This window comes from Paenibacillus sp. Y859 (assembly GCF_056786405.1).
On sequence record NZ_JBXCIZ010000002.1, the window covers coordinates 522,835 to 549,833 of the forward strand.

Below are 26,999 nucleotides of genomic sequence, written 5' to 3' on the forward strand. Positions count from 1 at the left end.
CATGGAAATTCTGATCGATAATAAAGACGGGAATGTCTGGGATGTAACAGATGTTGTAAAGGATATCAGTTATCGAACAAGCAGGATTGGTAAGGCTTCTTCAATGGAGTTCACGCTTATTGATGAAGGTATCTACCAAGACAAGAAATTCAAGTATCAAAACGGTGATATCGTGAGATTCACAGACGGTGCCAACAAAGTTTTTCTAGGTTACATTTTCCGATTTGAGACAGGAAGAAACGGAGAAGCAAAGATTCTAGCTTATGATCAGATGCGTTATCTAAATGTAAACCACACCTATTCATTTCAAAACATGAGCGCGACTCAGATTATCAAAAAGATTGCCACGGATTTTGAGTTGACTGTTGGAACAATGGATGATACGTCATATAAGATACCCGCTCAGTTGTTTGATGATAAATCATTGTTTGACATGATATGTGAGTCTCTAGATAAATCACTAATAGCTAACGCGACTAACTTCGTGTTTTTTGATGATTTCGGAAAGCTCACTCTTAAGAATATCACGAATATGAAATACGGATTTGTCATTGGCGAGGGTAGTTTAATGACGAATTATTCCTATTCCAAATCCATTGATGACGACACATACAATCAGGTTATTTTATACAAAGATAATGAAAAGTCAGGCAAGCGTGAAACGTACAAAATAAAGGACAGTAGCCGTATTGAAAAGTGGGGATTGTTGCAACTGACCCAAAGCGTTGATGAGAGTTTAAATACTGCTCAAATTAATGACCTTTTGACAAGGTTGATAACTGCCAAGAATCGCGAAACAAGATCAATGAAGATTGAAGCCATCGGTGACTTTAGACTGCGAGCTGGCATGTATGTGAATATCTACATTGAACGTTTTGGCATTAATAAATTCTTTCTAGTCGATGAATGCACACATAAAAAGAGCGGAACGAATCACACAATGACGTTGGAATTGAGGTTAGTATAATGCTAGATATTATCAAGCAAGCAGCATTAGAGGTGATCAAGAATAGTGACCCAACAGCCATACAGATTGGAACTGTATCATCTATAAGCCCATTAGAGATTAACGTGGATCAACGTCTAATCCTTACAGGGGCTTTTTTAATTGTCCCTGAGTCGATGACACGCTTCGAAATCAATTTAAAGCATGATCACGCAGTCCCGGGGGTATCCGCTACTAATGAATCTTTACTAGAAAAGATAGTGATTAGAAAAGGCTTAGAGGTTGGTGACAAAGTGATCTTGTTACGTGTACAAGGCGGTCAACAATTCGTAGTGATGGACAAGGTGGAGAGCGAGTGATACCGCAAAGTGATTTTGAAATGTCAGATGAAGAATTGGAACCAGTTGCCTTACCGAGTCGAACCTATCGCCTTGATCTTGTTAACAAAAGAATCAGTAGCCAAACGATTGATGGACTCGAATCAATTAAGCAGGTTGTATTTAAGATTCTCTCCACTACTCGATTCGAACATCTTATTTACAGCAATGACTTTGGTAGCGAGGTGGATCTATCAGCCAGTCGCGGGCGCTCAGTGTTCGAATCTGAGGTCGAACGGTGGGTGAAGGAAGCATTAACCCAAGATGATCGTATCGTAGCTGTAACAGGCTTTAAATTTGCCTATGAACAGGATAATGCCTTGATTCATTTCACGGTCGAATCGGAGTTTGGAAGATATCAGGAAACGAGGGAGGTGAGCAACATTGTATGAGGATCAAACCTATGAAAACATACTAGAACGAATGTTAGATAGAGTACCTGGTGGCATAGATAAGCGCGAAGGCAGTATTATTTATGACGCTTTGGCTCCAGCGGCTGCAGAACTTGCACAAACCTACATCGATTTAGAAATTAACAGCAACTTGCGATTTCCTGATACGGCTACAAATGAGTATTTGGATCGCGCTATCGCTTGGTCAGGCGTTACCCGTAAGCTTGCTAGTAAGGCACAGTTAAGAGGTGTCTTTTACAATGGCAGTAACGTTCTAATGGCTATACCATTAGGAAGTCGGTTTTCTTTAGGCGAGCTAAATTATAAAGTTATCGAGAAGATATCGTTAGGTAACTATAAAGTGGAATGCGAAACTGCAGGATCAGAAGGTAATCGTCATTTCGGACCAGTTATACCAATTGATTATATTAACAACCTTGGGCGTGGAGAAATCACAGAGTTACTTGTGGCAGGGCAGGATACAGAAACCGATGAATCCCTTTACGATAGATACCAAGAAGAGGTATCCCGACCTATTACGAGTGGCAACAGGTATCAGTACGAATCATGGGCGAGAGAGATCGTGGGAGTAGGCAGGGCTAGGGCATTCCCTCTTTGGGATGGTGAAGGTACCGTTAAAGTGGCTCTGCTAGATGGTGATATGCGCACTCCTGCAACGGCAATAGTTAATGCCGTGCAAATATATATTGATCCTACTCAGGACGGCATGGGTGAAGGTATGGCGCCGATCGGAGCTAAAGCGACAGTTGTAGGTGCCCAAGAGATACCCATTAACATATCTGTAACTGTCGCGCTTGCAACAGGTGCCACTATCCAAGAGGTGAAAGAACAGCTAGAGAACGGAACAAAGGAATATTTGAAAGACCTAGCCTTTAACGATCCGTTGGTAAGGTATACACGGATTCAAAGTATCATTTTAGGGATTCCACCTGTTATCGACTATTCCGATTTACTTGTTAATGGGGGGGCGCAAAATATTGAAATAACAATGGACTCTGTCGCGGTCTTAGGCACGGTGAGTGTCTCATGACAGCCGTTGAGAGATTAAGAGGATACTTGCCTGATTACTATGACGAGATCGTAGAGATGGACAACCTGACAGCTACAGAAGGTGTGGAGTTTGATAGGTTGTATTCAGACATTGAAACCCTGTTGAATGAGTCCTATCCTGAGACATCTACTATTTTCCTAGATCGCTATGAGAAGGACCTGCAAATCATAGTTGATAAGACAAAACCAGTCGATCAAAGACGATCTGTGATCATTTCTAAGATGCGTGGTAGTGGCAAGGTGTCGGGTTCCATGATTAAAAACGTAGCCCAAGCCTATGATGGCGGGACGGTGGATGTCGGGGTTGATGTGCCGCATTACACAATAATTATTACTTTTATTGATACTGTCGGCATCCCTCCAAACCTTGATGATCTTAAACAGGCATTAGAGGATATTAAACCCGCACATATTGCGCTTAAATATAAATTCAGATACTTACTAATCCGAGAGATACACAACGTCATGACGCTTAGTCAACTAGAGACAATTAAACTATCAAATTTTGCAGGAGGTGAGCCTATTGTCTAGTAATACACCTAATTTGGATTTACTAATGAAAAATCCGATCGCTGACGGTAACGACACGTTTAATGTCGAAACAATGCTGAATGAAAACTGGGTCAAGATCGATAAAGCCTTTGAAAACATTGACGTAGATATCCCCGATGCCAGTTTAACAGTTGCAGGTAAAGCCATGCTCTCCAATGCCACTAACGGCACGAACGAGACTAAAGCCGCAACTGAAAAGGCGGTAGGGCTTGTAATGGCAGAAGCGGCCGCGGGAAAGCAACTTGGCAATGAGCGAAAAGCGGAAGTAGTCGCCGCGCTTGTTGCCATTGGTATCCCAGCAACCACAAGTGAGACATGGGCGCAACTCATCCCCAAGATTGCGGCAGTGATACGAGCAACAGGAGGAGCAACAGCGGCGCAAGTATTGGCGGGTGCGGTGTTTAGTAATGCGACGGGTAGTGGATTGGTTGGTACGATGGCGAACTATTCAGCAGGGTATACAAACGCTCAAACGGGCACAGATGTTTTAAGCGTAGCTTCTAATGCCGCAGTCGGACGAATTGACATTTCCATTCCCGCGGGTTATCACGTTGCAATCAATGCCCATATTCTCGGACTCACTCTTGATAACATAAAAGCAGGGGCAAAGATAGGACACCCGACCGATCCCACAAAGCAATTGGTCGGCACATTTACAAGCGATGCCACAGTTAATGCCGATCAAATGCTAGCGGGGGCAATAGCCTATAAGACAGGCGCCAAAGTAATCGGGACTATGCCGTCTATCAATGAGCCAACGTCACATTTTTTGTCAGCGACGGCGTCATATGGTCCGTATTCAGCCGGAGATTCAGCACGATATATATATTTCGATACTCAAGGCATGGTAGGGAAATATAACAGTAATGTTAGTTGGGCGAGATTGCCGGTAGGGGATATATTGCCCGAGAATTTCAGGGCAGGAAAAACGGCCTTTGGTGGGCAATTGGTAGGGACGTTGGTAGAGGGTAAAAGGGTCTTGAAAGGTACCGGAACAGTTGACATGATTAATAGTGGCGTTGATAGGGATTTTGTTTTTCGGAATGCGTTTGTCGTATCAACTTTGAATTTCCGTTTATCTAAGTTGATAATAAAAATAACGGGCACGATATACGGGACAGCGTATCCTGCCGTGTATACTTATGCTTATGTTGATGGTGTTTTTTGGGGTCTTCATTATAACTCAAATCAGGGGACGCACAACATAGAAGGTTTGGTAATTAATGATAATGGTTTTTCGATAAGTGGCGCGTATTGGCAGAATGGTTATAACAATAATGCAAGTACCCCTGCTATAGCCACGATTGAATGGGTCGCCATAGAATAGGAGGTTCGACGTGCAAATAGGGATGAAAATTTACTATGATAATAGAACAGGCGCTGTGATAGTTAACACGGGAGACAGAATCGAACAAAGGGAAACAACAGAAGAGGAAGATTTTACAGGGTATATCGAATTAGCGGAGCGGACGAAAGAGACCGTTGGCGTTATCAAATTAGAATACGGTCAGTACGCGCAAGACTTTTTAGAGTGTGACGGATATCGAGTTAATCCCGATACATTAGAATTAGAGTTTTCATATCCCGATCCGAGCGATCCCGAACCGGAAGTTCCTGTATTTCAAGCACCATTATCGCAACGAATCACGGAACTCGAAACACAGAACACAGAGTTAATGTTGGCTGTGGCAGAGTTGGCAGGAACCAACGAAATGGACAAGCTAGAAACACAATTGGCAATCGCTGAATTAGCTAGCATGATCGGAGGTGTATCGTAATGGCGAAGATATATTATAATCTAATTAACGTAGGGTTATGGGAGATTGGCAATGTACCAATGACTTGGCGAGCTAATACACAAGCCTTGTTAGATGCAGATATAACAGATAAGTAACACCGACAGCGCCCAATAAGGCGTTTTTATTTTGCCCTCATAACTATGGGGGCTATTTTATTTGGAATGGAGGAGATCGGATGGAGTGGGCAGGAGTCATAGCTCTTATTGGGATTGTTAGTGGAATTGTTTTAGGTTGGACAGGCAGAACAAAAACGATAAAGCAAGAAGTTGCTCATGAAGCTGAAGCAGATGGAGTCCTACAGACTGATGTGACTTACATTAAGCGAGGAATCGATGATATACGGGCAGACTTGCGAGCTCAGGGGCAGAAAGTTGAAGCTCATTCCGAGCGGATAACAAGGCTGGAGGAATCGTACAAATCGATCCACAAACGTGTCGATCGTTTGGAGAGTACGGAAGGGAGAGGATAATTATTATGAATAAAAACAAATATAAGATCGAACGGCGTTATATTGATAAGCGTCAAAACGTTAGGCCTGGCACTCGGCTCACAACCGTGTCCCCGGCCTTTTTTGTTGCCCATGATACAGGTAATCCAGGGGCAACTGCGGATAACCATTTTACTTATTTTAATAATCTTAAGGATCGATCGGCATCAGCTCAAGTCTTTATTGATGACAAAAAGATTCTTGAGATAATCCCTACGGGTACAAGTACGGATCCGGGGGAGAAAGCCTGGCATGTGCTGTATAACGTGACAACTGATAACGATAGGTTTGGCTACGACAGCAACGATGCCGCTCTGGGCGTGGAGCTCTGCTATGGTGGCAAGATTAACTTTACTGAGGCATATAAGCGATATGTCTGGTACTTGGCTTACTGTTGTGATAGATGGGGGAAGAATCCCTCAACGCACATTCCGACCCACAAGCAACTGGATCCATCCCGCAAGAGCGATTGTGATCAGGCGCTTAAGTTTGGCGGGAAAACACTCAAGGATCTGATTACAGATGTGGCCAAAGAACTCATTACTACAATTGCTATTCCGGACTTTGTGTCATTACCTAGCGACATTGCACAAACCTTGATTGATGATTACGTGTCACCTGCATGGTTCGTTTCTAGGGGGGCAGGAGATCGGGTTGGTATGACTCACTTTCATAACTTAGCTAACAACTTACGACTAGCTGCAGGCATTCCACTAGTCGGATCCGCTGCTGTGCCGGTGGAGAAGTTACCTAAGTCAAACGCACAGGAGATTATCTTCCGGTGGCTTTCTCCAGGGTGGTTCAAAGCTAAAGCAAAAGGAAATACGAACCAAGCTAAAGACTTTAATAACATGGCCAATTCATTACGTCGGGCTGCTGGGATTCCAATAGAATAAAAGGAGGAAATTAAGTAATGGAAAATCAAAATTTAACAGATGTATTGGCCTTCGCTTCGGTGTTGGCCGTTTTTGTGTTGGCGGGTGTTCAGCTAGTAAAGCAAACGGTAAATGTACCAAAGAATATCTTACCTCTTGTAGGGCTTGCGATCGGCTTAGTGATTGGTGTCGTATCTGTGCCATTCACGGATCTCGACCTGACGCTTAGATTGTGGGCGGGGGGATTGGCCGGGCTTAGTGCTACTGGGTTGTTCGAGTTAGCGTTTAACAAGCGAGAAGGGACTGCCAAAGAGTGAATTCGCAAGTGCTTGAAGAGGAAATGTTATAAATAGAGGATGAAGATACCCCCTGCGGAATAAATCATTCCCTAAGGGTATCTTCAGTTTTATGGTGTTGAGTTGTGAAATTAAATCATAGATATAAGTGAGGTGAAGAATATATGGATAATAAACCAAATGAAATTTTTATATTTATATCTGAGTCGCCCAATGAAAAATATATTATGCTAAATTCTGTTGATAACACTGAAAATAAAATCGTGATACTTAAAAAAGTGTTTGAAGAAGAGTTTGAACTAATATCAGAAAATAAATACAAAAAAAAATCAAGCAGTTAATGGAGTAGCAACTGAGAATGAGATGCTTTGGACGGTGCCCCAAAGATTCTCGTGTTCTTCACTCCACAATGAGTCAGATTTTAAAAAGTCTATCACTTCCATGAAGAACTCATTGTTGCAGAGTTCTGTGGCAACAGTTGCTGCGTATTCTTCAGTTGGGGTCCCTCCAAATAAAATGTTTGTAGTTATTTGAATAATTGAATTTCTCGCCCTTGTGGTATTCTTATTTTGATAATCACGGCACTTCTTTAGAAGAGTTTCAACCTGTTCATTGACTGCTTGTGAAATTTCGAATCTTGGTGTAACAAGTCTGCGAATATCATTTAATAATAGTAGTTCTACTGTTTCCGTGCCCTCAGCAGTAATGCCTATAAAACGATATCCCCTTACTTTCAAATGATCTTTAGGGTTCATATTTGCTGGGTTAATAATTGGTTCTAACATGGTATCATGTCCTGACTTTTTTCCATTACATCTCTTGCAGCTTGGCAAAAGATTATCCCATTCCACCACTAAGTCAGCGTAAGTAGACTTATCATGATAATGCTCAACTTCCATATATTTTGACTCAACATCCAGCTTGCATTCACAATAAGCACATTTAGAGTGAGAACTTTCTAATAGATCACGTTTTATATATGGTTGTATCCAGACGGATTTCCCTGTTAACTTAAATTCATTAGTTAAATTTATGACTATTTCATCAGTTAGTTCTATTGGTCTAGGTAACTTGTTTAATCTAATTATTTAAATCACATCCTAGGGAGGCTAATTGCAATTTAAGTAGTTTTCTTAAATGATTACTTGGATGGAGCATTCTATCCAATACTTCAAATGATTCTTTTGCACCTGTAACATCCTCGGTTTCCAATGAGGATTCGAATCTATTAATGTATTCGATAAACAAAGGGGATTTAGTCTCTTCTAGGCCCATTACATCTATCAGAATCTCTTCAACAGACCAGCCTTGAAATCCATAACTATTTGATATAACATCCCTAATAATTACTTCACCGTTCTCATCATGTCCTAAGGGAATGACCTCGTCAGGATTCGTGGCCTGTATTATATGTGCGCTGTGAGTAGAGGCTATGAACTGTGCCTTTGGAAATATGTCCTTAAGGACATATAAAAGATTAGCTTGCCATTGAGGGTGTAAGTGTAGGTCTAACTCATCAATTAGTATTATTCCGCTAAAATCTTCCACAAATAAATTTATACTTGAAAATCTTAACTCAATTTCTTTGATTAGTCCCAGTAGTATGAAAATCACAGATTTGTAACCTGATGATAAATATTCGAAATAAATTTCAGATTTACCATCCTGGGTAACCAAAATATCAAATGTATCACCTCTAACTTTAGAAAATGTAATGTTAGGGTCTGTCTTGTTGAATATTGTTTTTGCGACCTCCAAATTATGTCTCTGCGCTACTGTAATTGAATCTAAGTGCATTGACCATATGAAACGATTGACGAACCAATTCTTTCCATCATCAGCACGCATTCCTTGTACTAGTGACTGGCTATCATCATTTCTCTGATCTCTAGAAATGTAATTTAACGGGGTATATTCAAAAGTTCTATGAGTTCTTATTGAAATTACCTCTGAAGAAAATTCATGCGCCGGGTTACCGTTTCCGGTAAAATTCATATTATCGTTTGGATGAAAGTTTGTTTTTTCGAGTCTATATTTTAGACCATCTAGATTAGTGATTTCCCAAAATCCCTTATCATGATCGGCCTTTTTTCTTAAAAAGGTACTCGGGTTATATGTGAATGATTGAGCGATGCATTCTAATATGGTGGTTTTTCCTATTCCGTTTGGCCCGCAGATTATATTCATGTGCGGATTAAAAGAGAATGTTAATTCTTCAATCCCTCCGATTGCTTCAATATGTATATCTTTTAGTTTGAACATTGTATCCCTCCTAAATAAAGTGTTTAATTAGTTAAATATACATTGGATATTGTTTCCTATCAACAAATAAGTATAATTATATAAAATAGACACCTTTCGAAAATGTAATCCCAGGAATTGAGTGAAGTGGGTACAAACGACAAATGTTAGTAGAGCCTATCTCTATTTAAGGTTCACTCTCTAACTTTAACAACATACAAAAGGCTCTACCGGTATATAAACTGGTAGGGTCTTACTTTTCGTTTAAGGTTTTTGTTTAACAATTATGAATCATCAATCTTGCAATAAATGGGATTTCAATGAGCTATCATATATTTCCAAAAAAAACCGATATAATATTAGAATACTTATTCTGGAAAGGGGATAATTTAATTGAAATCAGTTATTAAAAAAGGACTTAGTTTAGTACTAGGTTCGGCATTAATCGCATCAGCATTTCTGCAACCAACGGTTACAAATGCGTCATCTGTTCCATTTAATCAAGGGGAGGGTTATCAACAAGGGGCATATGACACTGATGCCCAACAACCAACAGACTTTAACTGGACTAGACATTCAAGATTTAACGGGGTTAATAGTAATTTGACAACTAAGTGGATAGTACCAGTATCATCATCAGGGTTTAAATTCACCCCTGTTGTTGGTTCAGATGGAACGGTATACATAGCGACAGAATCGAGGACTCAATATAACTCTAAACTGATTGCAATAAATTCTGATGGAACAATCAAATGGGAATACTCTCTCAAATATTATGCAAACTCTTCGCCTGTAATTGCTAATGATGGTTTCGTTTACGTTACATCGGGGAGCCTACTCTACGCTATTGACAGCAGTACAGGATTATCTAAATGGAACCTTGATGGCATAAGTTTAAATAATTCGACCCTTGGAGAAATTGCAATTAGTAATGATGGAACTCTGTATATAGGGAGTGGTGTGAAAATAATTGCTGTTGATACATCCTTACCGAAGATAAAGTGGAGCACTACATTAAACCATTATATGGGACAACCTTCCATCGATAAGAAAGGTAATATATATGTACAAAGTATTAATAACACAGGTGTAATACTTTCATCACTAAGCAGTAATGGTAGTGTTAGGTGGTCCAAAACTTATGGAACTTCTTCCAATAGTACACCACTACATTACAGAAGTCCTCTTCTTGACGATAAGGGGAACGTTTATATTGCTGGTAGACACACTAATGAGTTATATAGCATAAGTTCAAATGATGGTTCACTTAATTGGAAAATAAATTTGGAAAGCTATCTTTATACAAACCCTGCATACGATGAGAAAGAAAAGGTCCTCTATATTGGAAATAGTGGAAGTAAATCTTATTTATATGCGATTAATTTGGATGGAACAATCAAATGGAAAACTCCTTCAACATCAATAGCAACAGCCCCAATAGTAGATAATAAAGGAGAAATATACGTCAATGAAGTGAATTTGTTAAAAGTGTATTCGAAAGATGGAGTACTGATAACTACTTATGATAAGGGTCTCGCTGGTGATTCTTCTCATAACATTACTATTGGTGAAGATGGAACTCTTTACTTTACAAACTCAGGAAACAAAAACGCAGTTTATGCAGTTGGCGGAGATATTGAGCTACCTTCAGAGCCTAGTGAAGGAACCGGATTAAACGCTGAATACTTTAATAACGACGACTTATCAGACAAAAAGTTAGATCGAGTAGATTCTAATATTGATTTCGACTGGGATTTAGGTTCTCCAGATCCTTTGATCGATCCAGAAACATATTCTGTACGCTGGACAGGGAAAATTCAATCAGAACGTACAGGTACTCATAACTTTCATATTTATTCAGATGATGGTGCTAGACTGTGGATCAATAATGAATTAATTATTGATCACTGGGAGCTCCAGGGAGATGGAGAGTTGACAGGTGGAATTTGGCTAGAAGCTGGTAAGAAGTACGATATAAAGATGGAGTATTTCAATGGTCCGACCTTTGGTCGTGCCCAGCTTTCATGGTCTGATAGCGATTATATGTATAAGGAAGTAGTACCATCTAAGGCTTTCTATTTGAATTAATTCGCAATTTATATTACATGAAATAATTTCCTGTAACCCATAAGAAATGAGTATAAGCCAGGTCAACTTAAATGTTGGACTGGCTTATTTTTTGGTGGGTATAGTTTCTTGAACTAAATCCAGGAAGGAGCCGCTTGCGCGACTCCCTTATATCATTTTACAGATTTCTGTTTAAGCATGTTGTATTGATTCAGTGCTTCATCTAGCCGCTGGCTTGTATCTATGATTTCCCGGTCAGCCAGTTGTTTAATCATAGATAGTTTATTCAATTCCAACCGGAGTTCTTCAATTTTTCGGATTATATCCAAATCGAACAGCTCCCAAGATCAAATATCTATGTAATACGGGCACCGTGCACTGCGACCGTGGGGCGGACTTCCGCGACCATCCCGGGATGTCCGGTAGGTTTCGTCTATTCCTGTAGACTCATCAGGCGGTAATTAGTAACTTAATGATTAGAGCGAGAAAAGTAATGACCACAGAGCTTCGAACACCCATGTGGCCATTAATTTAATGAAACATATTCATAACCCTCGAAACATGTTCAACTTCAGTGTATGGAACCCAGACAGGACCATCTGCAGTGCGTACCTTTACACGTTCAGGATCCGTAGATACTTCCGCGACTCCTGTTATAACCTCGTGCTTACCTGTCCTGATAGCAACAGATTCTTTGTTAGCTATAGCCTTTTCTAGTTCCCTTCTAATATTCATACATACCTCCAGATGCTTTAGTTAATTTTCTAACCAGCTTTCATCCCATACTAAGTACCCCATACCAGTAGAGATTGTGCTACCAGATTCAAAATTCACAACAAACTCCGTTTCATCACCTGGGATCACAATTTCGTTTGATACTACTGTGCCATCTGTTACTTTTCCTGATGCTAATGACTGCCCTTTCGAATCGACAATAGTGTATGTTGCCGTTCTTTTAAAATCCAGGTCATCTTCGTTTGCCTTATATCCTATTAAAACCCCTATTCGCTTTGTTCCTTTTTTTACTTTGAATCCAAATTCCTTACTAGACACATTTACTTTACTTACTGTAAATGCTGCCTCGTACTGAGTTTCGCCAAATAATAGTTCTGCCTTATTTCGAGTTATACCACTGTTACCATACTTCGATTGAAAGTGAGATATATTATCTACGTTGAAAGGTTCTCGTACCCCTGTGTTTGTAACGTTAGAGGATTTAGTAGTTAATGAAATCTGTTGTTTTGCAGCATCCCAACCAACATCGACTCCTGCAGCTTCAGCTACGGATTTAAGGGGTACGTATGTAGTGCCTTGGTAACTGATAGGAGTTAGCTTATTTCCTTCTGGATCCTTTGGAGTCCAAGCCTCACCATCTAACAAGAAAGATATTCCGTTGTTCAAGTTTGCCTGGATACGCTCGAGTGTCGATGCTGCTGATGCTCCTGCTGAAAATGTTAATAACAAAACAAGTGCCGATCCAATAAGTGCCGTCTTCTTCATTTTGATTTTCAAGTTCATTTTCCCTCCAATGGCATAATATGTATCTTCGCAACACTATAGTACAATATGTTGCAAGTTTCGGCAATGAGTAATGAGGCATTCCATGATCATATTCTTCTTGCTTTGGAAAAACATTTCACTTGAATAAAGAACGAATGTTCGCATATAATAAGAACAAACGTTCTGAATGGAGTGAGTGCTGTGCCAGCTAAGTACATCGGGAAGATTGTTGAGATTATCTATGTGGATCAAAAGGGAAAAGTCACACAGCGTAGGATCCAGGTCAACGCTATCCGCAATGGCTTGATTAAAGCGACCTGTCTTAAGACTGGATCACCACGGACATTTAGCCTGGACAACGTGCTGGCATGGCAGCCTACTAATAAAACAGCTTAGAGGTGAGGGAATGCTTGAGGATCTAGAACGTAAGATATTGAGGATACTTTATAACTATTATTCGATGCATAAAATATTTCCTACCATTAAAGAGCTACAAATAAAAACAGGAAAAAAAGAAGGACGCATTAAATACGTCCTTACAGAGTTAGAGAAGAAAGAGTACATTAGTTGGGAAGATAAGAGTACATTAGATAGCATTGTAGCTTTGAAAGCCTGGGAACAAGAGAGTAGTCATCATGCAACGCCTTCACGGGGTGCGGAATACTGGAGTAGTTATTAAAATGACAGCGTATAATAGAAGTAAGTATATAATGATGGTGTAGAAGATCAGAAGCTCTATAGATTATATTGGCGCGATCCAATCTGAAAAAGATCACTGAAAAATCACATTCTCTGCGTTCAATCCTGAATATGCACGATACTTATAATTGGAGATATTCCATAATACAATATCATCCCTAGGGTAATGAATGCAGGTGAATAGAGCTGAATGGTGACGAATGATGAAATGGGTAACACCAATGCTGATTGATCCTGCAAATCTCTCTTTTGTATATTAGAAATGCGTTTGACTTTATTTATAATCTCCCCCTATAATGAAGGAAGTGATTAAATTAGGCAGTATTTCCTAGGGGGGAGAGTATGCAAGCTCGTATCGATAAAATCAAACAACAATTACAATCCCAGGGCTATAAGCTGACACCCCAGCGGGAAGCCACCGTCAGAATATTGCTAGAGAATGAAGAAGACCACCTTAGTGCGGAAGATGTTTTTATGTTAGTGAAGGAAATAGCACCTGAGATTGGCCTGGCGACTGTGTATCGTACTCTTGAACTTCTGAGTGAATTACATGTCGTTGAGAAGATTAACTTTGGTGACGGAGTAGCTCGGTACGACTTACGTACAGATACTGCGAAGCATCATCATCATCATCTTATATGTGTCCAATGTGGACGTATGGATGAGATTCGTGAAGACTGGCTTGGTCCTTTGGAAGAGCGTTTGGAACAGGAATATAACTTCACGGTGTCTGATCATCGACTGGATTTCCATGGTATTTGTCATCGTTGCAACGAGAAGAATAATAATCATAACAACGATAAATAATTTACGTAATTGTAACTATATGAATAGTTAGATGTTAGATCGAGCTCTCGCCAACATAAGTTTGTTTGGGGGGCTTTTTGCTGTATACTTAATTCTCTATCCACCCATCATATTGTTGGATATCGTATCATATGTTCATAGAAATGATGGGGGGATTCCTATGGTTATTTCATTGCGGAAATGCTTTGCTTTTATTCGATTTGCTATTATCTTCTTAGCGTTGACTTACTTGCTATTCCGGATGTTAAGTGCGCTTTCGGAACTGATAAGTCCAGTAGATCCTTATAGAACTCCTCAAGGCTATGCTGTTAAAGCATTCCAGTTAGAAAGTGGAGGAACTAATGTAGATATGAGTATGAGTGAGCGTCTCCGCATTTTTTATTGGTATGGTGAATAATTGGAATGGTGCAGGAAAATAAAGAACGTTGTCGAATAGTTTTTTTGAACAACCTCTATAACGCATTGACAAAGGAGCGCAATGGCCCATGAAACAGCATATGGCACCCTTTATTCGATTCATGGATGAAGAGAAGGGGCTTAGTCGGAATACATTGGAAAGCTATGAGCAAGATTTGACTCAGTTTCTAGAGTTTGTAGATGCTAGAGAGATTAGTTCTCTCAAACAAATTAATAGAAGTCATATCCTTTTATATTTAAGGGATCTGAAACAAAAAGGTCGTGCCGCAGCTACTGTGACACGTAAGACGGTTTCAATTCGTTCCTTTTTTCAATATTTACTGAGAGAATCTATAGTGGATCAAGACCCTTCTCTACAAATGGAAACACCCAAGCTTGTGAAGAAAGCGCCTCATGTACTTACCGTTGAAGAGATAGATCTATTGTTATCAGCGCCAGCAACTTCTGGATTACAAGGGATTAGGGACAAGGCAATGCTTGAGCTTTTGTATGCGACTGGAATGAAGGTTTCTGAAATTGTCTCACTGGACATACAGAACGTACACACGGATCTTCGATACTTACATTGTATTGGTACATCTGGTAAAGAAAGAATTCTACCCATGAATAGTGTGTCTGCTCATTATTTGGACAACTATATAAAGGAATGCCGAGACAACCTTCTGAAAGGTAATAAGGAAGAAGAGGCCCTATTTCTTAATACTTTGGGAAGTCGGTTAACGCGGCAAGGATTCTGGAAAATACTTAAGAAATATGCTAATGAAACAGGGATACAGATGGATATTACTCCACATACATTGCGCCATTCTTTTGCTACGCATTTATTAGATAATGGTGCAGATATAAGATCAGTTCAGGAAATGCTAGGACATGCTGACCTTTCTACAACGCAAATGTATAGTTCAATGCTCAAGAAAAATATGAAAGAACAATATGATGATCACCATCCGCGGTCGTCTATGAGGGAGTGAAATACAATGGCTACTTCTAATCAAGGTTTCAAAAGAATTTGCTTCATCGTATTGGATAGTGTGGGTATTGGTGAAGCACCAGATGCTGCTAAATTTGGAGATGAAGGATCCCATACGCTTGGACATATTTTGGAGCGAGTAAAGGATCTAAAGCTTCCTAATCTACAACAGATGGGACTTGGCAATATTACACCGATTCCACCCCTGAGTCCCGTAGAGAAGCCGACAGCATTTTATGGAAAGATGCAAGAAGTATCTAACGGAAAGGATACGATGACAGGTCATTGGGAGCTCATGGGTCTTAAGATTCAGACCCCATTCAATACTTATCCAGAAGGATTCCCTGAAGAATTGATTAAGCAATTCGAGGAAGAAACAGGACGTAAGGTGATAGGGAATAAGCCAGCCTCAGGTACGGATATCCTAGTGGAGTATGGTGAAGAACAGATGAAGACAGGTGCTTGGATTGTCTATACATCTGCGGATAGTGTATTTCAGATTGCAGCACATGAAGAGGTTATACCTCTGGAAGAGCTTTATAAAGGCTGCGAAGTTGCCCGTAGGTTGACTATGGCACCTGAGTTCTCTGTAGGCAGGGTTATCGCTCGTCCTTATGTAGGTGAGCCTGGGAGCTTTACACGTACATCTAATCGTCATGACTATGCAGTGAAGCCTCCAGAGCCGACTGTGTTGGATGCGGTGCAAGCGATGGGCAAGGATGTCATTTCGGTAGGGAAGATTCATGATATTTTCACAGGAGAAGGGATAACGGAATCCTATCCAACGAAGAGCAATGAACATGGAATTCAAGTGACGATGGAACAGTTATCTAAAGATTTCAATGGCTTTCTGTTTGTTAACCTTGTTGATTTCGATTCATTATATGGTCATCGTCGCGATCCAGAAGGATACGGAAGAGCACTCGAGGTATTCGATCAGTCACTTCCTGAACTTATCTCAAAGTTAAATGATGATGATCTATTCATTATATCTGCAGATCATGGAAATGATCCGACTCATGGTGGAACAGATCATACGCGGGAATATGTACCTTTATTAGTGTATAGTCCCTCATTAAAAGGAACATCGAGCTTAGGAATTCGCGGAACGTTCTCGGACGTAGCGGCAACGATTGCTGATAATTTCGGGGCACAAGCACCTAAGTATGGTACAAGCTTTTTACAAGAGTTATTATGCCCTAAGGAGACAAAGACGATGGAACAATTAAATGACCAAATGATTCAAGAAGCGGCGGCATACATTTCTAGCAAGAGTAGTATTCTTCCTGAGGTAGGACTTATTCTTGGCTCAGGGCTTGGTGTATTAGCAGAATTGATAGAAGAAGGTATATCTATTCCTTATGAGGACATTCCCCACTTTCCTGTATCCACTGTAGAGGGACATGAGGGAGAACTGTTGTTGGGATTGATTAAGGGACGTCCGGTTGTGATGATGAAGGGACGATTTCATATGTATGAAGGGTATGGACCAGAGGTCACTGCTTTTCCTGTACGCGTGATGAAAGAGTTGGGTGTGAAGAGCCTACTTGTAACGAATGCGGCAGGGGGAGTGAACAAAGAATTTCAACCAGGAGATCTTATGCTCATCACCGATCATTTAAATTTGACAGGTACTAATCCGCTAATTGGACGCAATAATGAGGCACTGGGTGTGCGTTTCCCTGATATGTCTGAAGCTTATAGTCAACGTCTGCGTAAAATTGCAAAGAATACAGCGAAATCAAGAGGATTCAAATTGAAGAAAGGCGTTTATGCCGGACTTCTAGGTCCTTCCTATGAGACTCCAGCTGAAATAGTGATGTTGCGTACACTGGGAGCTGATGCGGTGGGCATGTCTACGGTATCTGAAGTCATTGTTGCTCGGCATGCAGGAATAGAAGTTCTGGGAATAACATGCATTACTAATATGGCGTCAGGTATTCTAGATCAACCTTTATCCCATGATGAAGTGATGGAGACAGCGCAACGTGTTCGTGAGAAGTTCTTAGGATTGGTAGTAGATCTTATTCCGCAAATGTAGAGTATGAATGAGAGTTCAAAAAGTCAGGTTTTCAGCAGGTGATTTTTTGGACTTTCTCTATGAAGGCTTAAGGTAGAATTGCGTATGGGAGGGGCAATACGATGAGAGCAGTCGATATTATTCAGAGAAAAAGAGATGGTCATGAACTAAGCAGTGAAGAAATAGCATTTCTGGTGAGAGGTTATGTGAGTGGAGAGATTCCGGATTATCAGATGTCTGCATGGGCAATGACTGTTTTTTTAAAAGGAATGACCGCTGGTGAGACGGGCGATTTAACGTTAGAAATGGCTCGATCGGGTGACCAAATGGATCTAAGTCCTATTCTCGGAATCAAGGTTGATAAGCATTCTACAGGGGGTGTAGGTGACAAGACGACGATAGTGCTCGCTCCCTTGGTAGCTGCTGCAGGCGTACCTGTTGCCAAAATGTCAGGACGTGGTCTAGGTCATACTGGTGGAACGATAGATAAGCTTGAGTCGATTACAGGCTTTTCTGTAGAACTAGATCGTGAGCAATTTTTCAGACAAGTGAATGAAGTGGGTGCCGCTGTGATCGGTCAGAGTGGCAACATTACTCCTGCGGATAAAAAGTTATATGCTCTTCGTGACGTTACTGCAACTGTGGATTCCATTCCACTCATTGCAAGTTCTGTTATGAGTAAGAAAATTGCTGCAGGAGCGGATGCTATCGTACTGGATGTGAAAACAGGTAGCGGAGCGTTTATGAAGACACTGGATGACTCTATTAAACTTGCGCAGGCTATGGTCGATATCGGCAGCCATGTCGGTCGGCAGACGGTTGCAGTTATTAGTGATATGGATCAGCCGCTTGGATTCGGCATAGGAAATGCACTGGAGGTTAAGGAAGCTATTGAAATATTGAATGGGCATGGTCCGAAGGATCTTCATGAGGTCTGTCTTATTCTTGGCTCCCATATGTTAGTGCTTGGTGGTAAAGCGCAAGATGAAGTGGAAGCGCGTGCTATTCTTAAGGGTCATCTAGAAGATGGTTCTGCGCTTGAGAAGCTGAAAGAGCTTGTCCATGCACAGAATGGTGATGTTGATCAGATTGTTCATCCAGAGAAGCTTCCAACGGCCAAACGACTCATTAAAGTGAAAGCAGTACAAGCTGGGTACGTCTCGGCTATTCAGGCAGAGTCGATCGGCATTGCGGCCATGCTACTTGGAGCGGGTCGTGAGACAAAAGATTCCGTCATTGATTTAGCAGTAGGGATCCGATTATCCAAGAAAATTGGTGATGCTGTACAACTTGGGGAGACGCTAGCTGTACTCCATGTCAATATGGATGATTCTACTAAATTACAGGAAATAGAGAATAAAGTGTTGGAATCTTACCGAATTTCGGAGACAAAAGTTTCAGTCCCTCCCCTAATCTATGCCATTGTTACTCGTGATGGTGTACAGCGTTTTTGATTCCAATATGAACTTTTTCACCAAGGACGCCGAAAGGCGTCTTTTTTTGTTTGCAGAAAATAACTTATATCGAAATATAGATTGGATGGAATATATTTCATCCAACCTGACGACACTGAAAGAAAGGTACATTTTCACAATGACCCGTTTATCTTAATAACCATTCGCCAATTACATGTAAGGAGGGGACTAATGTTGAAAAAGATGCTACGAATTATTGTAACGTTGTTATGCCTCATTGCTCTAAGTAGTCCAGTAACGGGATACGCCGCTGAGGAGAAGAAACCAGCCACTCAAGACCTAGCGCCAAATGCGTTGTCAGCAGTATTGATGGATGCGGATACCGGTACGATCATTTATGAAAAGAACAGTCATGCTAAACTTCCACCGGCGAGTATAACCAAGGTTATGACGCTGTTGTTAATCATGGAAGCGATTGATGAAGGAACGCTTAAGCTTACGGATAAAGTGAGAACGAGTGAATATGCTGCTTCGATGGGTGGTTCACAAATATTTCTTGAGCCGGGAGAGGAGATGACTGTGGATGAGATGCTGAAAGGGATAGCCATGGCATCTGGTAATGATGCTTCCGTAGCTATGGCTGAGAAAATTGCTGGAACAGAACAAGCTTTTGTAGAAATGATGAATGCACGGGTCGCAGAACTTGGACTAAAGGATACCCATTTCGTCAATTGCAATGGACTTCCGGCACAGAACCACTATTCATCATCCCATGATATTGCGGTCATCAGTCGTGAGTTGCTAAAGTATCCGGAGATTACAAAATATACAGGAGTGTACCAGGATCATTTACGTAAAGATTCGGATAAACCATTTTGGCTAGTTAATACGAATAAATTAGTGAGATTCTACACTGGAGCAGATGGTCTGAAGACCGGGTATACGTCAGAGGCGAAATTTTGCTTATCTGCTACGGCCGTTCGGGATGGATTAAGGGCTATATCTGTCGTCATGGGGGAACCGAATACAAAGACTCGTAATAGCGAAGTGTCTTCGATGTTCGATTATATGTTCTCGCAATATACGAACCATTCCCTATATAAAGAGGGAGATGTGATGGGTACTGTTGAGATTAATAAGGGGAAGAGCAAGGAACTCCAGCTAATCGCGGGACAACCCTACAGTGTTCTGATGAAAAAAGTGGGTAAAGAGAAAGACATAAGACATGAAATGCAAATAGAACCCAATTTAAAAGCTCCGATTGAAGAGGGTCAGGTGCTAGGCAATCTGGTGGTGTATCAAGGAAACCAGGTGATCAAGAAATTCGAATTAAAGTCACCTGCTACGATTGACAAGGCGGGCTGGTGGACGATGTTCAAACGTACAACAGCTAAGTTGTTTTTTGTAGATTGATAGCAGTTTTCTTCTAGTTTTGTCGGGATGCAGGAATTTGAATTTCATTTCTAGAACTCTTTGTTCATGATAGGGAGGAGAGTGAATAGAATATGAATCTTCAAATGGAAATGGAACATCACCGTCAAGTACTTGTCGTCCGCTTCTCTGGAGAGCTTGATCATCATACGGCAGATCATGTTCGGATGAAGCTGGATGAAGCAATTCATACTAGGCAGACTGAACATATTGTTCTAAGTCTGAAGGATTTACAGTTCATGGATAGCTCAGGAATAGGTGTTATTCTTGGAAGGTACAAGCTAATCAAGAGCAAAGGTGGAAAAATGGCAGTGTGTGATGTGAATGCACCAGTTTTTCGTCTGCTGGAGATGTCAGGTATGTTCAAGATAATGAATATCTATGAAAACGAGAGCGATGCGCTTTCGGGGTTGGAGGTCGTGTCATGAGTGAAGAACAAGCCCAATCACATAATTTCATGACGTTACAGTTTGCCGCGAAATCAGTGAATGAATCATTTGCTCGATTCACAGTTGCTGCTTTTGTCTCGCAACTGGATCCGACGATGAATGAGTTAAGTGACCTAAAGACCGTCATATCTGAAGCGGTAACCAATAGCATTATTCATGGGTATAATTCTGATTCCACTGGAATGGTCACCATTACGGCTGAGATCAAGGGAGATACGGTCACGATGACCGTGGAAGATCGTGGACATGGGATAGAAGATCTGGATCTTGCGAAGCAACCTTTATATACTTCTAAGCCAGAATTAGAAAGATCGGGCATGGGATTTACCATTATGGAAAATTTCATGGATGAATTTGAAGTGTCTAGCGAATTGGGATCGGGTACGTCGATTAGGATGAAGAAGAGGATTGAATCCAAGAAAGCTTTATATAATTAGGGGTTGGAGTAATGGATGCTGAAGTGAAGAAAGTCTCGCAAACCTACTTGGAAGATTCAGAAGTCAAACGTCTTATTGCACTTAGTCAAACGGGGGATACCGTTGCCCGAGATACACTAGTTAACTGTAACATTCGTCTTGTCTGGTCCGTTGTTCAAAGGTTTATGAACAGAGGGTATGATCCAGAGGACTTGTTTCAAATTGGTTGCATTGGACTGTTGAAATCCGTTGATAAATTTGATCTAAGTTATGATGTCAAATTTTCGACCTATGCGGTTCCTATGATCATAGGGGAAATCCAGCGTTTCTTACGAGATGACGGTACACTCAAAGTTAGCCGCTCATTGAAAGAAATGGCCAATAAGGTTCGGAAGAAGAAGGATGAACTCTCGAAGGTGTTGAATCGTCTGCCGACAATTAAGGAAGTGGCAGAGGATCTTGGAGTCACCCCGGAAGAAGTAGTGTTCGCGCAGGAGGCCAACAAGCCGCCAACATCTATACATGAGACAGTTTATGAGAATGATGGGGATCCTATTACGCTAATGGATCAGATTGCAGATGAGTCTCAAGATAAATGGTTTGAGAAACTAGCTCTGAATGAAGCAATAGAGGGGTTATCCGAACGCGAACGGCTTATCGTCTATCTCCGATATTATCGGGATCAGACCCAATCCGAAGTCGCAAGTAGACTTGGAATTTCTCAAGTGCAGGTATCTCGTTTAGAGAAAAAGATTCTTCAGCTTATTCGTGAGCAGATTGCGCAATAGAATGATCAGCATAGGTGAATATGAATGGAGAGAACCTGAGACATAAGTGCTCAGGTTCTTTTCTTTTGACTAAAAAACACTATTCAATCACATACTAACGATAATTTAACAGTAAAGGAGTGATCTGTTATGGAATATACCTCCACTCCGACGGTGTATCTCCAACTTAAGAAACGTGTTCTAATCCCTCGAGGGAAGATAGTGACTCTTGGTGAAGTCGCTCAAATTCTGAGTGAACCGGAATGGGAACAGAAGTTGTACAACCTTGAATTATCTTTCCCGCAACAGGTAGATGGAAACTTACTTGTGATGGATCTAATGAAGATTATCTCGCGAATTAAGACTGTCATACCGAATGTATATATCGAATCCATTGGGATGCAGCAAGTCATCATTGAAATTGTTCAAAAACCAAAGAAGCCATCTAAATCCTTGTTCGTACTTGTGTGGTTATTGTTGTTCTTTGGGTCAGCACTAACGATTATGAATTTTCATGCAGACGTCAATATGATGGAGGTACACATTAGGGTTGTAGAGATGGTCACTGGAAAACGGAATGAGCATCCTTATCTTTTTCAGAGTGCGTACTCCTTAGGAATTGGCTTCGGAATGGTTGTGTTCTTTAATCATCTCTTTAAGAAGAAGTGGAACGAGGAGCCGACACCGCTTGAAGTTGAAATGTATCTTTATCAAGAGAATATCGATCAATTCGTAGTGGCTGAAGAATATAAGAAAGAAGGGGCTAATCAACGGAAGCAGGATGAGAGCTCATTATGAGTATGATGATAGGTGTTGTGGAAATATTATTAGGGATTGCGGGAGGAATCGCTGTTGGTAGCGGAGTAATTGCCTTTATTCTAGTTCTAGATATCGTTCCAAGACTTGCGCAATTAACTTTCACTTATCATAAAGTCCACTGGTATGAAGGAGCCTTGATTACAGGATCTCTCGTTGGAACAATAAGTGACTTTTGGCAGTGGAAAGGAGCATTTAATCCCGTAGTTGCGTTAATTATAGGAGCATTCTTTGGAATATTTGTTGGACTATTAGCAGCAGCACTTACAGAAGTATTGAATGTACTTCCCATTCTAGCGAAACGCCTTCATATGAAAAGTTACTTGGTGGGTTTGTTGATGGCTATGGTTGCTGGCAAGGTGTTGGGTTCGCTGTTTGATTGGTTTGTATATCGAAATTAGCTAACATCAAGGGAGTGAGACAGCATGTCAGATGAAGAATTAAACCATAGCGAGAATGAAAAGAAGAGCGATTCAAGCAAACAGAAACGTCAGGATAAGCGAGACGAAGAAATGTCAGATACCATTGAGGAATCCATTATTTATTGGCAGGAGCGTGATGAGTTCTCTGGGGATCTGAATCAAGTTGAAAAGGTGTTGAATGAGGTAATGGGGCTCGAATCTTCATTTGATGTTGATTTTCGTAAAATGAACTTTGGTGGAATTGAAACAGGAATATTATTTATAAGTGGATTTACAGACAGCGATAATATGACGGAGATCCTCACAAGATTGACCTATATTGGGCAAGGAGAAGTTTGCTCAGACGCTATGAAGTCTTTCTTTGATAAATACATACCTCATATTCAAGTGGAGAAAGTGGACTTATTAAGTCAGGTTATTAACAAGGTACTTACGGGTATGAGTGCATTCTTCATGGAAGGTGACAGTACGGTGCTCTTGGTAGATACGCGTACTTATCCCTCTCGTAACCCAGATGAATCATCCATAGAACGGGTGGTTAGGGGTTCAAGAGATGGATTCACAGAGACATTGCTCACGAACGTGTCATTGGTTCGACGTAGAATCAGAGACCCTGGATTGATGTATGAAGTCGTTCAGGTTGGTCGGCGGACAAGGACGGATGTATGTATTGCTTATATAGATGATATTGTGGATAAGGTACAAATTGATAGCATTCGAGAGAAGATCAAAGCAGTCAAGATAGATGGCATACCCCTTGGTGATAAACAGCTTGAGGAAGCTATCATCAATAAGGGTTGGCATCCATATCCGTTAGTAAGGTACTCAGAGCGGCCTGATGTGGTAGCGTCACATTTACTTGAAGGTAGAGTTGTTGTGTTCGTAGACACCTCGCCAAGCGTTATGATTATGCCTACAACGTTCTTTGATTTGTGTCAGCATGCAGAAGAGAATCGTCAGACGCCTTTTATTGGCACATATTTGCGTTGGGTTAGATTTCTGGGAATATTGTTCTCGATGTTTATACTTCCGCTCTGGATGCTACTTGTTCTGAATCCAGAATTGAAGCCGGCTGCTTTGGAATTTATTGGCCCACAGGAGACGGGAAAGATCCCCCTCATAGCTCAGTTTATTATGGTGGAATTGGGTGTGGATTTACTTCGTCTTGCTGCTGTTCATACGCCAACTTCAATCGCATCAGCCATGGGCTTAATTGCAGCTATTCTTGTAGGGGATGTTGCTGTCAAGACAGGTCTGTTTATCAATGAAGTCGTGCTTTATATGGCGATTGCTGCGATCGGGATGTTCGCTACACCAAGTTATGAATTGGGTCTGGCTAATCGGATTGTACGCTTAGTGTTACTTATAGCTGTATCCATCTTTCACGTCCCGGGATTTGTGATCGGCACGACACTGCTTGTTCTCTTGTTGACGCTCCATAGATCGTATAACTCTTCATATCTATGGCCATTTATCCCCTTTAATGCAAAGGCGATGGCTGAGATACTGTTCCGTATGCCGGTGTTGTCGAATAAGAAACGGCCTTCTTTCAATAAACCACGAGATAATACACGAATGCCACTAAAGTAGTTTGAGAAGCGATTGCGTCGAATAACACAAATGTTCTGCACATAAATCCATTTACTCTTATTTTAGGATTCTGATATACTAAGGTAAATAGAAGTGGAATATCAATTCCATCAAAAGTGGAGGACTGTAGAGATGTTTTTACATGGTACAAGTACAATAAATACAAGTGGACACTTAGAAATCGGTGGTTGCGATGTTGTTGATCTTAAAGCACAATTCGGCACACCACTCTATATCATGGATGAACAATTGATCCGTGAACGTTGTAAAGAATATGTTGAAGCATTTAAGTCGTCAGGGCTCAATTTTCAAGTGGCTTATGCTAGTAAGGCATTCTGTGTAATGGCAATGTGCACGGTCGTGGAACAAGAAGGCATGTCTTTGGATGTCGTATCTGAGGGCGAATTATATACAGCCCTACAAGCGGGCTTCCCGGCGGAACGCATTCATTTTCATGGTAATAACAAAACACCGGATGAGATTGACATGGCGATCGAAGCGGGAATTGGATGTTTTGTAGTAGATAATTTGGTTGAATTACATTTGCTGCAGGCTATTGCGACTGAGAAGGGCAAGCAAGTTCATGTTCTTTTACGAGTTACCCCGGGGGTTGAAGCACATACGCATGAATATATTTCGACTGGACAAACAGATTCCAAATTCGGATTCGATATCGGAAATGGTTCTGCTCACGAAGGTGTCAAGGTCGCTTCGGATTTATCTAACATAGAGCTACTTGGTGTGCATTCGCATATTGGATCGCAAATCTTCGAGGTCGAAGGGTTCCAGATGGCTGTTCAAAAAGTAGCTGATTTCGCGAAAGAGGTTCAGCAGCAACTTGGAGTACGTTTTAAAGTTGTAAATCTTGGTGGCGGATTTGGAATCCGTTATGTTGAGGGAGATACACCGTTACAAGTTGTCCAATATGTTAAAGCGATTACGGATGCGGTTAAGGAGCATTTCGCGGATCTTTCAGGTGAACTTCCTGAGATTTGGGTAGAGCCGGGACGGAGCATTGTGGGAGATGCAGGGACGACGCTGTATACTGTAGGAACACAAAAGGACATTCCGGGTGTGCGTAAGTATGTTGCTGTTGATGGTGGAATGACGGACAACCCGCGTCCTGCACTATACCAATCTGAATATGAGGCGCTCCTTGCTAATCGTGCGAATGATGAAGAGACGGAAGTGGTCTCTATTGCTGGAAAATGTTGCGAAAGTGGTGACATGTTAATCTGGGATGTGAAGCTTCCTGAAGTACAAAGTGGAGATCTGTTAGCTGTATCTTGTACGGGTGCGTATAACTATTCTATGGCGAGCAATTATAATCGTATTCGTCGACCTAGCGTAGTGTTTGTAAAAGGTGGACAGAGCGATCTTGTAGTGAAACGTGAAAGCTTCCAAGATATTATAGGGAATGACCTTGTTCCGGAGAGAATTCGTAAGCAAGCGGTGTTGAAATAACCCGTTAGGTTAGCTTGCTAGCACTGTGGTGAATAGCTTCAGACGAAGGATCAATCCATACGTATTTACGTAGGAATGATTTCATTGTTTTCTTTTCCATGTTTCTTTGCTTTCAGGTATCCATTCATAGTAAACTATAGGGTGTCTATAATTATTTTATGAAGATCCACACAATATGTTAAGGGGTTGGAATTATAATGAAAAAAGGAACAATTGAATTAGAAAACGGCGGAGTGGTTGAAATTGACTTTTTGCCAGAAGAAGCACCAGGAACAGTAGCTAACTTTGAAAAGTTGGCTAATAGCGGTTATTATAACGGATTAACTTTTCACCGTGTAATTGCTAATTTTGTAGCTCAAGGTGGATGCCCAACAGGTACTGGTACTGGTGGCCCAGGATATACAATCAAATGTGAAGCTGTTAACAACACAACTAAGCATGCTAAAGGCGTATTATCCATGGCACACGCGGGTAAAGATACAGGCGGTAGCCAATTCTTTATCGTTTACGCACCACAACCGCATTTGGATGGCGTTCATACTGTATTTGGTACAGTAACAAGTGGTATGGAACATGTAGATAACATCAAAGCTAATGACAAAATGAAGGAAGTAAAAGTTTGGGACGAAGCGTAAAAGTTTAAACTTTCTAAATTCAAATAAAAAGGCTAGTCTCTTAGGGGATTAGCCTTTTTTTTTGAATTATGCGAAAGC

At 41.0% G+C, this 26,999-nt stretch carries 34 protein-coding genes and 1 pseudogene; 30 read left to right on the forward strand and 5 right to left on the reverse strand.

The window, feature by feature from the left end; genetic code table 11:
- Position 1 precedes the first annotated feature (1 nt).
- From AC1TO8_RS07425 to AC1TO8_RS07480, 12 genes are all read left to right on the forward strand, one after another.
- Positions 2–967 (forward strand): XkdQ/YqbQ family protein, encoded by a 966-nt coding sequence (locus tag AC1TO8_RS07425; protein WP_482054946.1) that lies wholly within the window; start codon positions 2–4, stop codon positions 965–967.
- A complete protein-coding gene (locus tag AC1TO8_RS07430; protein WP_482054947.1) occupies positions 967–1,305 on the forward strand; it encodes a DUF2577 domain-containing protein in 339 nt (112 codons plus the stop codon). Before AC1TO8_RS07425 ends, AC1TO8_RS07430 begins: the two co-directional genes overlap by 1 nt.
- Positions 1,302–1,715, forward strand: coding sequence for a DUF2634 domain-containing protein (locus tag AC1TO8_RS07435; RefSeq protein WP_482054948.1), 414 nt, complete (start codon positions 1,302–1,304; stop codon positions 1,713–1,715). Before AC1TO8_RS07430 ends, AC1TO8_RS07435 begins: the two co-directional genes overlap by 4 nt.
- Complete coding sequence (locus tag AC1TO8_RS07440; protein ID WP_482054949.1) at positions 1,708–2,766, forward strand: baseplate J/gp47 family protein; 1,059 nt, start codon at positions 1,708–1,710, stop codon at positions 2,764–2,766. Before AC1TO8_RS07435 ends, AC1TO8_RS07440 begins: the two co-directional genes overlap by 8 nt.
- A complete protein-coding gene (locus AC1TO8_RS07445; protein WP_482054950.1) occupies positions 2,763–3,317 on the forward strand; it encodes a putative phage tail protein in 555 nt (184 codons plus the stop codon). The genes AC1TO8_RS07440 and AC1TO8_RS07445 overlap by 4 nt, the downstream gene beginning before the upstream one ends.
- Positions 3,310–4,665 carry a tail fiber protein gene (locus tag AC1TO8_RS07450; protein WP_482054951.1) on the forward strand — a complete coding sequence of 452 codons (1,356 nt, stop codon included), beginning with the start codon at positions 3,310–3,312 and terminating at the stop codon, positions 4,663–4,665. The genes AC1TO8_RS07445 and AC1TO8_RS07450 overlap by 8 nt, the downstream gene beginning before the upstream one ends.
- A 10-nt stretch (positions 4,666–4,675) precedes the next feature.
- Entirely contained in the window at positions 4,676–5,116 is a 441-nt protein-coding gene (locus AC1TO8_RS07455; protein WP_482054952.1) for a hypothetical protein, read from the forward strand.
- The gene (locus tag AC1TO8_RS07460; RefSeq protein ID WP_482054953.1) at positions 5,116–5,232 is read left to right on the forward strand and encodes a CD1375 family protein; all 117 of its coding nucleotides are present in this window, start codon (positions 5,116–5,118) and stop codon (positions 5,230–5,232) included. Before AC1TO8_RS07455 ends, AC1TO8_RS07460 begins: the two co-directional genes overlap by 1 nt.
- 80 nt (positions 5,233–5,312) lie before the next feature.
- On the forward strand, positions 5,313–5,606 hold the full coding sequence (locus AC1TO8_RS07465) for a hypothetical protein (RefSeq protein WP_482054954.1): 294 nt from the start codon (positions 5,313–5,315) through the stop codon (positions 5,604–5,606).
- Between the two features lie 86 nt (positions 5,607–5,692).
- Positions 5,693–6,520: a peptidoglycan recognition protein family protein gene (locus AC1TO8_RS07470; RefSeq protein WP_482054955.1), complete on the forward strand. Its 828-nt coding sequence runs from the start codon at positions 5,693–5,695 to the stop codon at positions 6,518–6,520.
- Between the two features lie 17 nt (positions 6,521–6,537).
- Entirely contained in the window at positions 6,538–6,816 is a 279-nt protein-coding gene (locus tag AC1TO8_RS07475) for a holin (protein WP_482054956.1), read from the forward strand.
- Between the two features lie 143 nt (positions 6,817–6,959).
- On the forward strand, positions 6,960–7,136 hold the full coding sequence (locus AC1TO8_RS07480) for a hypothetical protein (protein WP_482054957.1): 177 nt from the start codon (positions 6,960–6,962) through the stop codon (positions 7,134–7,136).
- On the opposite strand, the gene AC1TO8_RS07485 is transcribed toward AC1TO8_RS07480, so the two are convergent.
- A complete protein-coding gene (locus tag AC1TO8_RS07485; protein WP_482055252.1) occupies positions 7,125–7,883 on the reverse strand; it encodes an HNH endonuclease in 759 nt (252 codons plus the stop codon). The two genes, AC1TO8_RS07480 and AC1TO8_RS07485, sit on opposite strands and share 12 nt — an antisense overlap.
- Complete coding sequence (locus tag AC1TO8_RS07490; protein ID WP_482054958.1) at positions 7,876–9,057, reverse strand: AAA family ATPase; 1,182 nt, start codon at positions 9,055–9,057, stop codon at positions 7,876–7,878. Before AC1TO8_RS07490 ends, AC1TO8_RS07485 begins: the two co-directional genes overlap by 8 nt.
- Positions 9,058–9,429: 372 nt before the next feature.
- On the opposite strand from AC1TO8_RS07490, the gene AC1TO8_RS07495 reads away from it, so the two are divergent.
- The gene (locus AC1TO8_RS07495; RefSeq protein WP_482054959.1) at positions 9,430–11,124 is read left to right on the forward strand and encodes a PA14 domain-containing protein; all 1,695 of its coding nucleotides are present in this window, start codon (positions 9,430–9,432) and stop codon (positions 11,122–11,124) included.
- Positions 11,125–11,276: 152 nt separating this feature from the next.
- Here AC1TO8_RS07495 and AC1TO8_RS07500 read toward each other — a convergent pair whose 3' ends face one another.
- The 3 genes from AC1TO8_RS07500 to AC1TO8_RS07510 all read right to left on the reverse strand — a co-directional run bounded on the left by AC1TO8_RS07500 (position 11,277) and on the right by AC1TO8_RS07510 (position 12,615).
- Positions 11,277–11,432 (reverse strand): Spo0E family sporulation regulatory protein-aspartic acid phosphatase, encoded by a 156-nt coding sequence (locus AC1TO8_RS07500; protein WP_482054960.1) that lies wholly within the window; start codon positions 11,430–11,432, stop codon positions 11,277–11,279.
- Between the two features lie 202 nt (positions 11,433–11,634).
- Positions 11,635–11,838 carry a hypothetical protein gene (locus AC1TO8_RS07505; RefSeq protein ID WP_482054961.1) on the reverse strand — a complete coding sequence of 68 codons (204 nt, stop codon included), beginning with the start codon at positions 11,836–11,838 and terminating at the stop codon, positions 11,635–11,637.
- A gap of 21 nt (positions 11,839–11,859) precedes the next feature.
- Entirely contained in the window at positions 11,860–12,615 is a 756-nt protein-coding gene (locus tag AC1TO8_RS07510; protein WP_482054962.1) for a stalk domain-containing protein, read from the reverse strand.
- Between the two features lie 189 nt (positions 12,616–12,804).
- Here AC1TO8_RS07510 and AC1TO8_RS07515 point away from each other — a divergent pair, with 189 nt between their 5' ends.
- The 17 genes and pseudogenes from AC1TO8_RS07515 (at position 12,805) to AC1TO8_RS07595 (ending at position 26,921) form a co-directional block, all read left to right on the forward strand.
- A complete protein-coding gene (locus AC1TO8_RS07515) occupies positions 12,805–12,999 on the forward strand; it encodes a hypothetical protein (RefSeq protein ID WP_482054963.1) in 195 nt (64 codons plus the stop codon).
- A 10-nt stretch (positions 13,000–13,009) separates the two neighbouring features.
- Positions 13,010–13,282: a hypothetical protein gene (locus AC1TO8_RS07520; protein ID WP_482054964.1), complete on the forward strand. Its 273-nt coding sequence runs from the start codon at positions 13,010–13,012 to the stop codon at positions 13,280–13,282.
- A 362-nt stretch (positions 13,283–13,644) separates the two neighbouring features.
- Positions 13,645–14,109, forward strand: coding sequence for a ferric iron uptake transcriptional regulator (gene fur / locus AC1TO8_RS07525; protein ID WP_482054965.1), 465 nt, complete (start codon positions 13,645–13,647; stop codon positions 14,107–14,109).
- A 160-nt stretch (positions 14,110–14,269) separates the two neighbouring features.
- Entirely contained in the window at positions 14,270–14,506 is a 237-nt protein-coding gene (locus AC1TO8_RS07530; RefSeq protein ID WP_482054966.1) for a DUF4227 family protein, read from the forward strand.
- A gap of 88 nt (positions 14,507–14,594) precedes the next feature.
- A complete protein-coding gene (xerD, locus tag AC1TO8_RS07535; protein WP_482054967.1) occupies positions 14,595–15,497 on the forward strand; it encodes a site-specific tyrosine recombinase XerD in 903 nt (300 codons plus the stop codon).
- 6 nt (positions 15,498–15,503) lie between these two features.
- Positions 15,504–16,688, forward strand: a pseudogene (gene deoB, locus AC1TO8_RS07540) (phosphopentomutase); the annotation flags it as partial.
- Positions 16,689–16,733: 45 nt separating this feature from the next.
- Positions 16,734–17,537, forward strand: a complete 804-nt coding sequence (locus AC1TO8_RS07545; protein WP_482055253.1) for a purine-nucleoside phosphorylase — start codon at positions 16,734–16,736, stop codon at positions 17,535–17,537.
- Between the two features lie 101 nt (positions 17,538–17,638).
- Positions 17,639–18,970 (forward strand): pyrimidine-nucleoside phosphorylase, encoded by a 1,332-nt coding sequence (locus AC1TO8_RS07550; protein ID WP_482054968.1) that lies wholly within the window; start codon positions 17,639–17,641, stop codon positions 18,968–18,970.
- 192 nt (positions 18,971–19,162) lie between these two features.
- Positions 19,163–20,344, forward strand: coding sequence for a D-alanyl-D-alanine carboxypeptidase family protein (locus tag AC1TO8_RS07555; protein ID WP_482054969.1), 1,182 nt, complete (start codon positions 19,163–19,165; stop codon positions 20,342–20,344).
- 92 nt (positions 20,345–20,436) lie between these two features.
- Positions 20,437–20,790, forward strand: coding sequence for an anti-sigma F factor antagonist (spoIIAA, locus tag AC1TO8_RS07560; protein ID WP_482054970.1), 354 nt, complete (start codon positions 20,437–20,439; stop codon positions 20,788–20,790).
- Positions 20,787–21,248, forward strand: coding sequence for an anti-sigma F factor (gene spoIIAB / locus AC1TO8_RS07565; protein ID WP_482054971.1), 462 nt, complete (start codon positions 20,787–20,789; stop codon positions 21,246–21,248). Before spoIIAA ends, spoIIAB begins: the two co-directional genes overlap by 4 nt.
- Before the next feature lie 11 nt (positions 21,249–21,259).
- On the forward strand, positions 21,260–22,015 hold the full coding sequence (sigF, locus tag AC1TO8_RS07570; protein ID WP_482054972.1) for an RNA polymerase sporulation sigma factor SigF: 756 nt from the start codon (positions 21,260–21,262) through the stop codon (positions 22,013–22,015).
- Between the two features lie 129 nt (positions 22,016–22,144).
- Positions 22,145–22,792 (forward strand): stage V sporulation protein AA, encoded by a 648-nt coding sequence (locus AC1TO8_RS07575; RefSeq protein ID WP_482054973.1) that lies wholly within the window; start codon positions 22,145–22,147, stop codon positions 22,790–22,792.
- Positions 22,789–23,211: a stage V sporulation protein AB gene (locus AC1TO8_RS07580; protein WP_482054974.1), complete on the forward strand. Its 423-nt coding sequence runs from the start codon at positions 22,789–22,791 to the stop codon at positions 23,209–23,211. Before AC1TO8_RS07575 ends, AC1TO8_RS07580 begins: the two co-directional genes overlap by 4 nt.
- Positions 23,212–23,235: 24 nt before the next feature.
- Positions 23,236–24,822, forward strand: a complete 1,587-nt coding sequence (locus tag AC1TO8_RS07585) for a spore germination protein (RefSeq protein WP_482054975.1) — start codon at positions 23,236–23,238, stop codon at positions 24,820–24,822.
- A 132-nt stretch (positions 24,823–24,954) separates the two neighbouring features.
- The gene (gene lysA / locus AC1TO8_RS07590) at positions 24,955–26,286 is read left to right on the forward strand and encodes a diaminopimelate decarboxylase (RefSeq protein ID WP_482054976.1); all 1,332 of its coding nucleotides are present in this window, start codon (positions 24,955–24,957) and stop codon (positions 26,284–26,286) included.
- Positions 26,287–26,483: 197 nt separating this feature from the next.
- Complete coding sequence (locus AC1TO8_RS07595; protein ID WP_482054977.1) at positions 26,484–26,921, forward strand: peptidylprolyl isomerase; 438 nt, start codon at positions 26,484–26,486, stop codon at positions 26,919–26,921.
- Positions 26,922–26,999: the final 78 nt, after the last annotated feature.

What these genes read in the sequence shown, in the direction of transcription:
- AC1TO8_RS07425 (WP_482054946.1), top strand. Translation starts at nt 2, where the DNA reads ATGGAAATTCTGATCGATAATAAAGACGGGAATGTCTGGGATGTAACA.
- AC1TO8_RS07430 (WP_482054947.1), top strand. Translation starts at nt 967, where the DNA reads ATGCTAGATATTATCAAGCAAGCAGCATTAGAGGTGATCAAGAATAGT.
- AC1TO8_RS07445 (WP_482054950.1), top strand. Translation starts at nt 2,763, where the DNA reads ATGACAGCCGTTGAGAGATTAAGAGGATACTTGCCTGATTACTATGAC.
- AC1TO8_RS07460 (WP_482054953.1), top strand. Translation starts at nt 5,116, where the DNA reads ATGGCGAAGATATATTATAATCTAATTAACGTAGGGTTATGGGAGATT.
- AC1TO8_RS07465 (WP_482054954.1), top strand. Translation starts at nt 5,313, where the DNA reads ATGGAGTGGGCAGGAGTCATAGCTCTTATTGGGATTGTTAGTGGAATT.
- AC1TO8_RS07475 (WP_482054956.1), top strand. Translation starts at nt 6,538, where the DNA reads ATGGAAAATCAAAATTTAACAGATGTATTGGCCTTCGCTTCGGTGTTG.
- AC1TO8_RS07480 (WP_482054957.1), top strand. Translation starts at nt 6,960, where the DNA reads ATGGATAATAAACCAAATGAAATTTTTATATTTATATCTGAGTCGCCC.
- AC1TO8_RS07490 (WP_482054958.1), bottom strand. Translation starts at nt 9,057, where the DNA reads ATGTTCAAACTAAAAGATATACATATTGAAGCAATCGGAGGGATTGAA.
- AC1TO8_RS07505 (WP_482054961.1), bottom strand. Translation starts at nt 11,838, where the DNA reads ATGAATATTAGAAGGGAACTAGAAAAGGCTATAGCTAACAAAGAATCT.
- AC1TO8_RS07520 (WP_482054964.1), top strand. Translation starts at nt 13,010, where the DNA reads ATGCTTGAGGATCTAGAACGTAAGATATTGAGGATACTTTATAACTAT.
- fur (WP_482054965.1), top strand. Translation starts at nt 13,645, where the DNA reads ATGCAAGCTCGTATCGATAAAATCAAACAACAATTACAATCCCAGGGC.
- AC1TO8_RS07530 (WP_482054966.1), top strand. Translation starts at nt 14,270, where the DNA reads ATGGTTATTTCATTGCGGAAATGCTTTGCTTTTATTCGATTTGCTATT.
- xerD (WP_482054967.1), top strand. Translation starts at nt 14,595, where the DNA reads ATGAAACAGCATATGGCACCCTTTATTCGATTCATGGATGAAGAGAAG.
- AC1TO8_RS07545 (WP_482055253.1), top strand. Translation starts at nt 16,734, where the DNA reads ATGATTCAAGAAGCGGCGGCATACATTTCTAGCAAGAGTAGTATTCTT.
- AC1TO8_RS07550 (WP_482054968.1), top strand. Translation starts at nt 17,639, where the DNA reads ATGAGAGCAGTCGATATTATTCAGAGAAAAAGAGATGGTCATGAACTA.
- AC1TO8_RS07555 (WP_482054969.1), top strand. Translation starts at nt 19,163, where the DNA reads ATGTTGAAAAAGATGCTACGAATTATTGTAACGTTGTTATGCCTCATT.
- spoIIAA (WP_482054970.1), top strand. Translation starts at nt 20,437, where the DNA reads ATGAATCTTCAAATGGAAATGGAACATCACCGTCAAGTACTTGTCGTC.
- spoIIAB (WP_482054971.1), top strand. Translation starts at nt 20,787, where the DNA reads ATGAGTGAAGAACAAGCCCAATCACATAATTTCATGACGTTACAGTTT.
- sigF (WP_482054972.1), top strand. Translation starts at nt 21,260, where the DNA reads ATGGATGCTGAAGTGAAGAAAGTCTCGCAAACCTACTTGGAAGATTCA.
- AC1TO8_RS07575 (WP_482054973.1), top strand. Translation starts at nt 22,145, where the DNA reads ATGGAATATACCTCCACTCCGACGGTGTATCTCCAACTTAAGAAACGT.
- AC1TO8_RS07580 (WP_482054974.1), top strand. Translation starts at nt 22,789, where the DNA reads ATGAGTATGATGATAGGTGTTGTGGAAATATTATTAGGGATTGCGGGA.
- AC1TO8_RS07585 (WP_482054975.1), top strand. Translation starts at nt 23,236, where the DNA reads ATGTCAGATGAAGAATTAAACCATAGCGAGAATGAAAAGAAGAGCGAT.
- lysA (WP_482054976.1), top strand. Translation starts at nt 24,955, where the DNA reads ATGTTTTTACATGGTACAAGTACAATAAATACAAGTGGACACTTAGAA.
- AC1TO8_RS07595 (WP_482054977.1), top strand. Translation starts at nt 26,484, where the DNA reads ATGAAAAAAGGAACAATTGAATTAGAAAACGGCGGAGTGGTTGAAATT.